This window comes from Micromonospora sp. C97 (genome assembly GCF_018070385.1).
GTDB lineage: Bacteria > Actinomycetota > Actinomycetes > Mycobacteriales > Micromonosporaceae > Micromonospora > Micromonospora parva.
Genome location: NZ_JAGPXU010000018.1, coordinates 84,444 through 96,317, shown reverse-complemented (window position 1 = coordinate 96,317; position 11,874 = coordinate 84,444). Strand labels below are relative to the sequence as shown.

General features: G+C 71.8%; 11 protein-coding genes. 8 read left to right on the top strand and 3 right to left on the bottom strand.

Translation table 11 applies throughout. From position 1 onward, the window contains the following. Positions 1 to 9 precede the first annotated feature (9 nt). Entirely contained in the window at positions 10 to 510 is a 501-nt protein-coding gene (locus KBX26_RS22125; RefSeq protein WP_030336417.1) for a DinB family protein, read from the bottom strand. Positions 511 to 554: 44 nt separating this feature from the next. Beyond that, positions 555 to 1,253: a carbon-nitrogen hydrolase family protein gene (locus KBX26_RS22120; RefSeq protein WP_030336419.1), complete on the bottom strand. Its 699-nt coding sequence runs from the start codon at positions 1,251 to 1,253 to the stop codon at positions 555 to 557. Positions 1,254 to 1,335: 82 nt separating this feature from the next. Here KBX26_RS22120 and KBX26_RS22115 point away from each other — a divergent pair, with 82 nt between their 5' ends. The 5 genes from KBX26_RS22115 to KBX26_RS22095 all read left to right on the top strand — a co-directional run bounded on the left by KBX26_RS22115 (position 1,336) and on the right by KBX26_RS22095 (position 6,434). Beyond that, the gene (locus KBX26_RS22115; RefSeq protein ID WP_210866328.1) at positions 1,336 to 2,118 is read left to right on the top strand and encodes a DedA family protein; all 783 of its coding nucleotides are present in this window, start codon (positions 1,336 to 1,338) and stop codon (positions 2,116 to 2,118) included. 127 nt (positions 2,119 to 2,245) lie between these two features. Then, positions 2,246 to 3,400: a sensor histidine kinase gene (locus KBX26_RS22110; RefSeq protein WP_210866327.1), complete on the top strand. Its 1,155-nt coding sequence runs from the start codon at positions 2,246 to 2,248 to the stop codon at positions 3,398 to 3,400. After that, a complete protein-coding gene (locus KBX26_RS22105) occupies positions 3,391 to 4,035 on the top strand; it encodes a response regulator transcription factor (protein ID WP_030336424.1) in 645 nt (214 codons plus the stop codon). Before KBX26_RS22110 ends, KBX26_RS22105 begins: the two co-directional genes overlap by 10 nt. A 708-nt stretch (positions 4,036 to 4,743) precedes the next feature. Then, positions 4,744 to 5,310 carry a hypothetical protein gene (locus KBX26_RS22100; protein ID WP_210866326.1) on the top strand — a complete coding sequence of 189 codons (567 nt, stop codon included), beginning with the start codon at positions 4,744 to 4,746 and terminating at the stop codon, positions 5,308 to 5,310. Positions 5,311 to 6,014: 704 nt separating this feature from the next. Next, complete coding sequence (locus KBX26_RS22095; RefSeq protein ID WP_307857882.1) at positions 6,015 to 6,434, top strand: protein-tyrosine phosphatase family protein; 420 nt, start codon at positions 6,015 to 6,017, stop codon at positions 6,432 to 6,434. Here the strand turns inward: KBX26_RS22095 and KBX26_RS22090 are convergent. Beyond that, positions 6,427 to 8,700, bottom strand: a complete 2,274-nt coding sequence (locus KBX26_RS22090; protein WP_210866325.1) for an excinuclease ABC subunit UvrA — start codon at positions 8,698 to 8,700, stop codon at positions 6,427 to 6,429. The genes KBX26_RS22095 and KBX26_RS22090 overlap by 8 nt on opposite strands. A gap of 165 nt (positions 8,701 to 8,865) precedes the next feature. Between KBX26_RS22090 and KBX26_RS22085 the strand changes: the two genes are divergently transcribed. The 3 genes from KBX26_RS22085 (at position 8,866) to KBX26_RS22075 (ending at position 11,765) form a co-directional block, all read left to right on the top strand. Continuing rightward, positions 8,866 to 9,594: a MerR family transcriptional regulator gene (locus tag KBX26_RS22085; protein WP_210866324.1), complete on the top strand. Its 729-nt coding sequence runs from the start codon at positions 8,866 to 8,868 to the stop codon at positions 9,592 to 9,594. Between the two features lie 46 nt (positions 9,595 to 9,640). Next, on the top strand, positions 9,641 to 10,849 hold the full coding sequence (locus KBX26_RS22080) for a D-alanyl-D-alanine carboxypeptidase family protein (protein ID WP_210866323.1): 1,209 nt from the start codon (positions 9,641 to 9,643) through the stop codon (positions 10,847 to 10,849). Positions 10,850 to 10,919: 70 nt separating this feature from the next. Beyond that, complete coding sequence (locus KBX26_RS22075; protein WP_307857881.1) at positions 10,920 to 11,765, top strand: peptidylprolyl isomerase; 846 nt, start codon at positions 10,920 to 10,922, stop codon at positions 11,763 to 11,765. Positions 11,766 to 11,874 lie beyond the last annotated feature (109 nt).

Here is an 11,874-nt window from a genome sequence, read left to right as displayed (position 1 = left end):
GCGTCGAGGCTATTCGGCGTTCACGATCTGCTCACGCAGGATCTCCGCGTGCCCGCAGTGCTGCGCCAGCTCCCGCAGCACGTGCAGGTACACCCAGCGCAGCGGCAACGGGCCACGGCGGTTGCCGCGAAGCACGTCGTCGAGGCCCAGGCCGGACGTGGCCCGGCGGGAGGCTTCGCAGGCTTCCCGGTGCGCGCGCTGGATGCTGGCGATCGTGTCGCCGTCATCGAGGATGAACGACTCGTCCGGCGTGGCGGGGATGCCGATCTCCGAGCGGGGTCGACACGTGACGGCCTCGTCGAACCAGACCTTCTCCACGAACGCGGCGTGCTTGACCAGGCCCAGCAACGTGGTCCGGGACGCCACCAACGAGCGGCGCGCCTGCTCCTCGGTCAACCCGTCCAGACAGCCGTTGAGCGCCCTGCGGTGCTCGTCGATGAACGCCTCGAACTGCGTCTGCGCTGACTGGCCGACGACATCATCGGCGAAGGTACCCGGGAAGGCGGTCATTCCCGAAGCATTACAAGGTCATCGCCGGTGCGCAAACACATTGGTCAGCCGATGCTGACGCTGACCGACCCGCCCGGGTCGGTGCCCGCGCGGGCGAAGACCCTGCCGTCCGGCGTCCAGACGCCCGAGCGCCCGGCCGCCTCACGGAAACCGCCGCCGGTCGACCCGGCGAAGCTCGCCACCGCCACCCAGACCCGGTGCGCGGTGGCGATCCGGTGCGCCCGCTGGTCCGTCACGGCGGCGTCGCGGGCGGACTCCAGGACGCCCCCCGCGTACACGTCGATCCCGAGCGCCGCGGTCCGCGCCGCGTGCGCGACCACGCCGGTGTCCTTGCAGATCGCCAAACCCACCCGCCAACCGTCCACATCGAGCACGGCCGGCGCACCGCCGGGCCGGAACCGGCGGGCTTCCGCGTCCCCCAGCCACATCTTCCGGTACGCCACCGTCGCACCGCCGCCGGTCACCGCCAGCATCGCGATGTGCTCGCCCGCGACCGGCGCACCGACCAGGGCCAGCGCGTTCGTCTCGGCGCACGCCTCGACCAGTGGCGTCAACAGCGGGTCGTCGACCGACACGACCGGCGCGTCCAACTCGTACCCGGTCAGCGACAGCTCCGGAAAGACCACCAACCGGGCACCCGCCGCGCGGACCGCGGCGGCGTGCGCCCGCGCGTTTGCCGCGACATCCAGGGGTACGCACAGCGGCTGCACCACCGCGAGCCGTAACGGGGTGCGGCTTTCCACACCCCCACCGGTGTGGTCGCCCCGCGCAGCCGGGCGGTCGGCCTCATGGTCGGTTCTCAGGATGACTTCGTAACGTGGGCGCATGATTCGAACGTCCCACGCCGTGTTCGCCACCGGAACCCCCGCCGCCGCAGCGGAACCACCGCAGGACGGGATCGTCGGCTACGTCACTGACCTGGTGGAACGACTCGGCGGGCCCGGTGCCGGCCTGGCGGTGGCGTTGGAGAACCTCTTCCCGCCGATCCCCAGTGAGGTGATCCTGCCGCTGGCCGGGTTCGTCGCCGCGCAGGGCCGGATGAGCCTCTTCGGTGCGATTTTCTGGACCACGCTGGGCTCGGTGCTGGGCGCGCTCGCGCTCTACCTGATCGGCGCGGCGCTGGGACGCGATCGCATGCGCGCCATCGTGGCCCGGCTTCCCCTGGTGAAGCTCAGCGACGTGGACCGGACCGAGGCGTGGTTCCTGCGGCACGGCGTGAAGGCCGTCTTCTTCGGCCGGATGATCCCGATCTTCCGGAGCCTGATCTCCATTCCGGCCGGCGTGGAGCGGATGCCGGTGAGCACATTCCTGCTCTACACCACCCTGGGCAGCCTGATCTGGAACACCACCTTCGTGCTCGCCGGCTACCTGCTCGGCGACAACTGGCACCTCGTCGAGGGCTACGTCGGCACGCTCCAGAAAGTGGTGATCGTGGTCTGCGTGGCGGCGGCGGCCTGGTTCGTCGGGTCCCGCGTGTTGAAGGCCCGCCGCGCCGCCCGCAACCCCGAGCCGACCGAACCCGAGCAGAGCGCACTGAACGGGGTGCCCGACCCGGGTGGTCGCGGCACGCTCTACCGCAGCGGATCGTGGGCCTCCGACGAGCGCTAGTCAGCGCCACTGGTGTCTCTGCTCCTTGCCTTCGCTCGGCTGCCCTGATGCGCCAGCCGGGGCACTTCGCGGGCGCGGCAGGTGACGCGGACCGTGCGGAACCGGCTCGGCCCGAAAGGCGGATGAGATGGCGGCGCAACAGCGAACCGGCAGGTGGTGGCTTCGACTGCCGGTCGGCGTCGCCGCCGGAACCGCGACGGCCGCCGTCGAGTTCGTCTTCCTCGTCGTCGCGGCCGTCGCGTTCACCGGGTGCGCGTTCGCGCCGGCCGCCGGCCGTCGGATCACCGGCCTGACCAGCAGGTACGCGGGATGGCTGGTGCGGATGGAACATCGCCGCCTCGTCGGGCTGCTCGCCGCGGCGGATCTGCCCGCGCCGAACGCCGTGGCGATCCGTCGCCAGGTCGGCTACCTGGCCGCCCGACTGCTTCCCGGCACGCTCGGCCTGCTGGCGTACGCAGTGCTCGGCGTCGGCGTGGTGCTCGCCGGGATCGTGCTGACCGCGGCGGTGCGCGGAGAGCTGACAGTCCTCGACGCCGTGTCCCAGATCGCCGTCGGGGCGGTGTTGCTACTGCTCAACGGTCAGGCCGTCGCCAGCATCGCCGCACTGGACGTCCGGCTGGCCCACCGACTGCTCGGCCCGGGAAGCCGAGCGGAGCTGACCCGGCGGGTCCACGAGCTGACCACCAGCCGGGCCGGGGTCATCTCCGCCGTCGACGCCGAACGGCAGCGCATCGAACGCGACCTGCACGACGGCCTCCAACAGCGGCTGGTCGCCCTCGGCATGCTGCTCGGCCGCGCCCGGCGTACCCGCGACACCGACCGCACACACGCACTGCTCCTCCAGGCGCACGAGGACGTGCAGCGCGCCATCGAGGAGTTGCGCCAGGTGGCGTGGCGCGTCTACCCGTCGGCGCTCGACGGTGGCGATCTGGGCGAGGTGCTGACCATCGTCACCCGCGGCTCAGAGGTCCCGGTGCGGATCCGGTACGAGCTACCCGTCCGCCCCCAGCGGCAGACTGAGACGGTGCTGTACTTCGTGGCCTGCGAGGCGCTCACCAACGCCGCGAAACACGCCGCCGCTAACCTGGTCACCGTCGAGATCGGCGTACAGGATGGGTGGATCCGGATGCGCGTGCACGACGACGGCGTCGGCGGCGCCGACCCGACCGGGCGCGGATTGTCCGGGCTGGTGCGGCGGGTCGCCGCGCTGGACGGCCGGCTGACGGTCACCAGCCCGGCCGGCGGTCCGACGACGGTGCTGACGGAGTTGCCGTGCGACTAGTCCTCGCCGAAGACTCGACGCTGCTCCGGGAGGGTCTGACCCGGCTGCTCGCCGACGAGGACCACGAGGTGCTCGCGGCGGTCGGGACCGCCGCCCACCTGGTCGAGGCGGTCGAACGGTCCCGTCCCGACGTGGTCGTCACCGATGTCCGGATGCCACCCACCCACACCGATGACGGGCTGCGGGCCGCACTGGAGATCCGTCGCCGGTGGCCCGACACCGGCGTCCTCGTGCTCTCCCAGTACGTGGAGCGGCGGTACGCCGGGCGGCTGCTCGCGGATCGCCCCGAGGGGGTCGGCTACCTGCTCAAGGACCGGGTCGCCCAGGTGGACGACTTCCTCGACGCACTCGACCGGGTCGCCGCCGGCGGCACCGCCCTCGACCCGGAGGTGGTCCGTCAGGTGGTGGCCGGCTCGGAGCGGCCCGAACCGCTCGGTCGGCTCACCCCCCGGGAACGGGATGTGCTGCACGAGATGGCCCAGGGGCACACCAACCTCGCCATCGCCCAACGGCTGCACGTGTCGCAGAGCGCGGTCGAGAAGCACGTCAACGCCATCTTCGACAAACTCGACCTGGCCCACACAACCGGCTACAGCCGGCGGATCCTCGCCATCCTGCGCTACCTGGACACCTGACCCACCCCGCACCGAACGCCGCCCGCCACGGAACCGAGCCCCGTGGCCAGCGCTTTGCGCCGGCCCATGGCCGGCCGTCTGGCATGCACGCCGGTCCGTGCCGGCATGCGGAGCCAGGCCGGCCGTGGGTGGGCCGGGCCGCCATGATCGACTCGGGTTTCATGAAGTCGGGGTGTCCCGGCGTCCCGGATACCCCGGTTTCCGTGAACCCGAGTGGATCACGGGCGTGCGGGCCGCTTCGGTGCCGTGGGGCCGTTGTCGTGTGGGCGGTGTGTCGGGTTATGGGGGGTTGGGGGTGGTGGCCGGGCGCACCCGCAGGCGGGAATCGTGGCCGGGCCGGGGTCGTTACACACCCTGACGATCGCAGCAGCACCTCCCGCCGCCCGGTCTTCACGGGTGCGGGATCTGAGGTCCGGCAGGGTGGAATGCCCCCCGCCACCCGGTCGTTATGGTCCCCACGATCGACCGCAGGCACCGCCTCCCCGTGGGTGCCGACGGGATGGGCCACCCCCGGAATGACCCCGGCCCTCCGGTCGTTACACCTGGACCCCGGCGCCATGAGCCCCGCGCCCGTGAAGTCGCCGACCGACGCCCCTGAAGGCGTCACCCCCAGACTTTCCCCTTGTTATGTGCAGCGCCGGACGAGGTGCTCACACCCGTGCGTCCCCCCGACGTGTGGGTGTTCCTACCCCCGAAGGAGCTACCCCCATGAACACGATCTTCCGTAAGAGCATGCTGTCCGTTGCTGGTCTCGCGTTCGCCGGTGGCGTCTTCGCCGGCCCGATCGCCGCCCACGCCAACCCGGTAGTGGACGCCAAGCCCGCCGCCACTGCGGTGGCCGTGCAGTCGGCGCCGAAGCCGCAGGGCGACCAGTCGCACATCACCCTCAACGACGAGCAGAGCGCCAACGTCAAGGCGATCATCGCCGCCACGAAGAAGGCCGGCCTGCCCGAACGCGCCGCGGTCATCTCGATCGCGACGAGCCTGCAGGAGTCCAAGCTGGAGAACCTCGGTCACCTCGGCGACGCCAACGATCATGACTCGCTGGGCCTGTTCCAGCAGCGCCCGAGCTCGGGTTGGGGTACGCCGGAGCAGATCACCGACCCCGAGTACTCCACGACCGCGTTCCTCAAGGGCCTCAAGCAGGTCGACGGGTGGCAGGACATGCCGCTGACCCAGGCCGCGCAGACCGTGCAGGTCTCGGCGTACCCGGACGCCTACGCCCAGTGGGAGCAGCAGGCCACCGACCTCGTCGCCCAGCACTGGAACAGCTGACCACCAGCACACCCGCACCACCGCACGGTAGAACCGTGAGAACACCGACCGCTGGCCGGCACCCGCAACCCGGGGTGCCGGCCAGCGGCGTTTGCGTTGCCGCCGGCCCGCCGGGACGCCCGCCCCCGGGACGCCGACCACCGACCGCCGCAGCGGGCCGCAACGGGAGATGCCGCGCTGAAGGGCTCCTCGGCGGAGGCGGATGGCGTCATCAAGCGGCGTTCGTTTCCAGATCTTGGACAGTTTCCGTTAGCGCAGAACGGAAACTGTCCAAGATCTCGCGGCGTGCTCCGCTGGCCGCACGATCCGCTGGCCGCTGGCCGCTGGCCGCTGGCCGCTGGCCGCTGGCCGCTGGCCGCTGGCCGCTGGATCGGCTGGCCGCTGGATCGGCTGGCCGCCCGTGCGGCGGGGCGATCGGCGGGGGCGTCGGACGGGGTCCGCGGGACTGTCGGGTGGTGCGTGCATGGACGCGGCGGGTGCGGGAACAAGGTGGGGGTCCGGCTGGTTGAGGACAGTGTCGGTGTGACTCAGTGTCCCCGGGCCTCACCTAATATCGCCTTCGCGGAATACCGTTCGGCTGGAGCCGCGTCGTGCCACTCGCCGAGAGGCGACCTGCACACCGACACCAGTGCCGCCCCCGGCTCACCGGCCGGGGGCGGCACTGTCTGTGCTCATTCGTCAGAGCGTCGCGGCACAATGTCCGGGTGACTGAGACGCTGCCGTGGTCTGAGCAGTCAGGCGTACTCGTACTCCCCAGTGGGGCGTTGGTGCGCGGACGCCGCATCGTTGCCGCGACCTCGCCCGCCGACTTCGCCGTGCTGCTGGCCCCTGGTCCGGAGCCGGCCTGGCCGCACCGGCGGATCCGGTGGCCCGACTTCTGGGTACCGCTCGACAGCGCCGATGCCCTCGACGCCCTGCGGGAGGCGCTGCGGCGGGCGCACGATGGTGAACGCGTCGAGGTGGCCTGTCGCGGTGGGGTGGGCCGCACCGGGACGGCCCTGGCCGCGCTGGCGATCCTCGACGGTTTGCCGGTCGAGCGGGCCGTGCCGTGGGTTCGGGCTGGCTACCACCCGAAGGCGGTGGAGACCCCCTGGCAGCGGCGCTGGCTGCGCCGCGTCAGCTGACCGCCGGGTCGGTGACGTACTCGCGGAGGTGTCTGGCGGTGAGGGTGCCGCCGGTGGCGACCAGTTCGGCTGGTGTGCCGGTGAAGACGATGCGGCCACCGTCGTGGCCGGCGCCGGGGCCGAGGTCGATGAGCCAGTCGGCGTGGGCCATGACCGCCTGGTGATGCTCGATGACGATCACCGTGTTGCCGGCGTCGACCATGCGGTCGAGCAGGGCCAGCAGTTGGTCCACGTCGGCCAGGTGCAGACCGGTGGTCGGCTCGTCCAGGACGTACGTGGTGGTGTTCTCGGCGAGGTGGATGGCGAGCTTGAGGCGTTGCCGCTCCCCGCCCGAGAGGGTGGTCAGTGGTTGGCCGAGGCTGAGGTAGCCCAGCCCGACGTCGACCAGTCGACTGAGGATGGGATGCGGGAAGAACGCGTACGCCTCGGTGACGGACATGGCCAGCACCTCGCTGATGTTCTTGCCGCGCAGCGTGTACGTGAGCACCTCGTCGGTGAAGCGTCGCCCCTCGCAGCGTTCGCAGATGCTGGCGACGCCGGCCATCATCGCCAGGTCGGTGTAGATGAGCCCGATGCCTTTGCAGGCCGGGCAGGCGCCCGCGGAGTTGGCGCTGAACAGTGCGGCCTTGACCCCGTTGGCCTTGGCGAAGGCGGTGCGGATCGGATCGAGCAGCCCGCTGTAGGTGGCCGGGTTGCTGCGTCGTGAGCCACGGATCGGGGACTGGTCGACGATGACGACCTCGGACCGGCCGCGTAGCGACCCGTGGATCAGTGAGCTCTTGCCGGAGCCGGCAACGCCGGTGACCACGGTGAGCACCCCGAGCGGGATGTCCACGTCGACGTCGCGCAGGTTGTGCAGGTCGGCCTTTCGGATGGCGAGGCGCCCGGTCGGTTGGCGTACCGTCTCGCGCACCCGTACCCGGTGGTCCAGGTGCCGCCCGGTGAGGGTGCCGGAGCGGCGCAGGCCGGGGACGTCGCCGGTGAAGCAGATTCGGCCACCGTCGGTGCCGGCGCCCGGCCCGAGGTCGACGACGTGATCGGCGATGGCGATGGTTTCCGGTTTGTGTTCGACCACCAGCACGGTGTTGCCCTTGTCGCGCAGCCGTAGCAGCAGGTCGTTCATCCGGGCGATGTCGTGCGGGTGCAGGCCGACTGTCGGTTCGTCGAAGACGTACGTGACGTCGGAGAGGCTGGAGCCGAGATGGCGGACCATTTTCACCCGCTGCGCCTCTCCGCCGGAGAGGGTCGCCGACTCACGGTCCAGGCTGAGGTAGCCCAGGCCGATCTCGACGAGGGAGTCCAGCAGGTCGCGGAGGTTGGCGACGAGCGGCGCGGCGCCCGGGTCGTCGATGGTGCGGACGAACGCGACCAGGTCGCTGATCTGCATGGCGGAGCAGTCGGCGATGGTGTGCCCGGCGATCAGCGACGACAGGGCCGCCGCGTTGAGCCGGGTGCCGCCGCAGTCGGCGCAGCTGGTGAAGGTGACCGCCCGGTCGACGAAGGCGCGGATGTGCGGTTGCATGGATTCGCGGTCCTTGGCGAGCAGGAGCCGTTTGACCTTGACCGCGAGGCCCTCGTACGTCCAGCTGTTGCTGCCCACCTTGATCTTCGTGGCCGGCTTGTGCAGGAAGTCCTCCCACTGTTGTGGGGTGAAGTCCTGCAGTTTGACGTCCGGGTCGAACAGGCCGGAGCCGACGATGGTCTGCCAGTACCAGGAGTCGACAGCGAAGTTCGGCACGGTGATGGCGCCGTCGTTGAGGGAGCGCTCGACGTCCACCAACTCGTTGATGTCGAGGTCGGAGACGCGGCCCAACCCTTCGCAGGTGGGGCACATGCCCTCGGGGAGGTTGAAGCTGAACGCCCCGGCGCCGCCGATGGACGGCTGGCCGAGCCGGCTGAAGAGGATTCGCAGCATGGCGTACGCGTCGGTGGCGGTGCCGACGGTGGAGCGGGAGTTGACGCCCATCCGTTCCTGGTCGACGACGATGGCCGCGCTGAGGTTGCGTAGCGAGTCGACGTCCGGCCGGTTGAGGTTCGGCATGAACGACTGGAGGAACGCGCTGTACGTCTCGTTGATCATGCGCTGGGACTCGGCGGCGATGGTGCCGAAGACCAGCGACGACTTGCCCGATCCGGAGACGCCGGTGAAGACGGTCAACCGGCGCTTGGGGATGTCCACCGAGACGTCGGCGAGATTGTTCTCCCGCGCCCCGCGTACTTCGATCATGTCGTGGCTGTCGGCGGCGGACCATGCTGGCTGCGACATTCGAACCCTTCACGGAATCGTGGCGGGACTTCTCCCGCCGGGCACTGGCAGGTTCAATTGTCTCATTCATCCGCACGTGGAGACTTTCGCCGACAATTGAGCGTGCACTGCCGCAGGACGTCCGGGAAAGTCTCAAATCACGTCGTAAGCGGTACGGTGGCTCGCGTGGACGTCGCTCCGAAGGATCGGCTGCGCGCCGTGGACCTGGCGGCCACCGTCGGGATCTCGGTGCAGCAGGTGCGCAACTACGTCGAGGCGGGGGTGCTGCCGCCGGTGCGCCGCACCGCGAGCGGCTACCGGATCTTCACCGGTGAGCACGCCCGGGCGTTGACAGTGGCGCGGCGGTTGGCCGAGGGGCACGGCTGGTCCCGTACCCGGGAGATCATGGCGGCGGTGCACTCCGGTGACCTGCCGGCGGCCCTGGCGGCGCTCGACGGCGGTCACGCCGAGCTGGACCGGGAACGCGCCGAGATCCGCCGCGTGCTCGGCGCCTTCGAGACCGTGCTGGCGAGCCCACCGGCGGCCCGGCCCGCGCCTCGCCACGGCGCGCGCATCGGCGAGGTCGCCGCCCTGGTCGGGGTCCGCACCGCGCAGCTGCGGCTCTGGGAGGAGCGCGGGCTGCTGCGGCCGGGCCGCACCCCGGGCACCAACTACCGGGTGTACGACGAGGCGGAGCTACGCGCCGCGCAGGTCATCGCGTTGCTGCGCCGAGGCGCGTACCCGTTCGAGATCATCGAGGCGGTGCTGGGTGAGCTGCGGACCACCGGAAGTCCGCAGCGGGTCCGTGCCGAGCTGGCGCGCCGTGAGCAGGAGCTGCACGCCCGCAGCCTGCGCAGGCTGCGCGGCAGTGCCGCGTTGCACGACTATCTGAGCGGTCGCGGCGACGCGGGTTGACCCGCATCCCGTCCCGCGCAGCGATCGTCGTGACTAGGGTCGGCTCATGAGAGCTGCGCTGCTGGCGGCCACGACGTCCGCCGTCCTGCTCGCTCCCGTGCCGGTCGGTACGGCGGGAGCGTCCGCCGCGCCGACGGTGCGCTGCCCCCGGGTCCCGGCGCCGGCGGCGTCGCGCCCACCGCGGCCGTCGCCGCCGCCTGCCGTCCCCGGCCAGCGGATGGTCGGCGGCGCGGCGCTCGACACGACCGGCCTGGTCGTGCCGGCCGGCGTCGCCGCGCCGCCGAAGATCACCGCCACGTCGTGGCTGGTCGCCGACCTGGACAGCGGCCAGGTGCTCGGCGGCTGCGGCCCGCACGAGTACGGCACGCCGGCGAGCGTGCAGAAGCTGCTGCTGGCGGCCACCATGCTGCCGAAGCTCGACCCGAAGCAGCTGGTCACCGTCACCGAGGCGGACATGGACATCGAACCCGGCTCCTCGGCCGTGGGCCTGGTCGCGGGCGGCCGGTACACCGTCGAGACCATCTGGCTCGGGTTGCTGCTGAACTCCGGCAACGAGGCCGCCAACGCGCTGGCCCGACTGGGCAGCGGGACGGACAGCGCCGCCGGTGTCCGCGCCATGAACGAGCAGGCGCACCACCTCGGCGCGTTGCAGACGCACGCGGTCACCCCGTCCGGGCTGGACGGCAGGGGGCAGTTCACCAGCGCGTACGACCTGGCGTTGATCGCAAGGGCCTGCTTCGCCCAGCCGACCTTCCGCCGGTACGCGTTGACCGAGCAGACGTCGATACCGGCCCAGCCGGCGCAACGTACCAAGGGCTTCGAGATCCAGAACGAGAACCAGCTCATCTACCGGTACCCGGGGGCGCTCGGCGGCAAGACCGGCTTCACCGACCTGGCCCGGCACACCTATGTGGGGGCGGCGGAACGCGGCGGGCGGCGGCTGGTGGTGACCCTGCTGGGCGCCGAGTCGACGCCGGCTCGCGGCTGGGAGCAGGGTGCCGCCCTGCTGGACTGGGGCTTCACGCTGCCCCGCGACGCCGCGGTGGGCCGGTTGGTCGAGCCCGGCGAGCTGACCGCCACCCCGTCGGCGGCGCCGTCCGCGCTGGCGGCACCCGGCGCGCCCCGGCCGGCGGCGGCCAGCGGACCGGCGCGTAGCGACGCGGGGTGGCTCTGGTCGGTGACCGCGCTCAGCGGCGCGACGGTGGTGGCGTTGATGGGCGGTCTGCTGTGGCGGCGTCGCCGCCGGTTGCCCTGACGGATCGACATCGGGCGTTGCCGTCCATAGACTCCGGTCTTTCTGGCACCACCAGTCCAGGAGGATCCCTGTGCCGAGTGAACCCGAACCGCGCCCCGCAGTGGCGGCACCCCGCCGGCCGGTGCGCGCCCTGACCCGCCTCGCGGGGGTGACAGTGCTCGCCGGGGCGCTGGTCGTCGGAGCGTCCGCCACCGCGCTCGCCGCGCCGGCCCCGGCGGCCGACGCGGTGCGCGTGTCCGCAGCGCCGCCCACCGCCGCCGACGCCGCCAGACCGCCGCGCACCACCCACGGCCCGTGCGCGTACACCGAGACCCCGGACGAGCCCGCGGCCCGACCGGTGCCGTTGCCGCCCGACCCGCGCCGCACCCCGGCCCGGGGCAGCGTCCGGGTGACCCTGGCGACCAACCACGGGCCGATCGGGTTGACACTGGACCGGGCCGCCGCGCCGTGCACGGTGCAGAGCTTCCTGCACCTGGTCAGCAAGCGTTTCTACGACCGCACCCCGTGTCACCGCCTCACCGCGTACCCCACGCTGAGCGTGTTGCAGTGCGGTGACCCGTCCGGAACCGGCGAGGGCGGCCCGGGCTACCGGTACCGCGACGAACTGCCGACCGACCTGCCTCCCGCGCCCACCGACCCGACCGGGGAACGCCGGGTGTACGCCCGGGGCGTCCTCGCGATGGCGAACGCCGGGCCGGACACCAACGGCAGCCAGTTCTTCCTGGTCTACGCCAACTCCGCGCTGCGCCCGAACTACACGATCTTCGGCGAGGTCGACGCGGCCGGCCTGGCCACCCTCGACCGGATCGCCGCCGGGGGAGTGGCGCCGACCGCCGAGGACCCGGCACCGGTCGACGGTGCGCCAGCACTGCCGGTGACCATCCGCAAGGCGGTCCGCTGGCACCACCACCACTGACCGTGCGGCGCGGTGGGTGACCGTCGGTCGCTCACCGCGCCCGGGCCGGCCACGACCTGGCCGGAACTTTCCGGAACGGACCGGAACCGGTCCAACCGGTTTCTGCGGC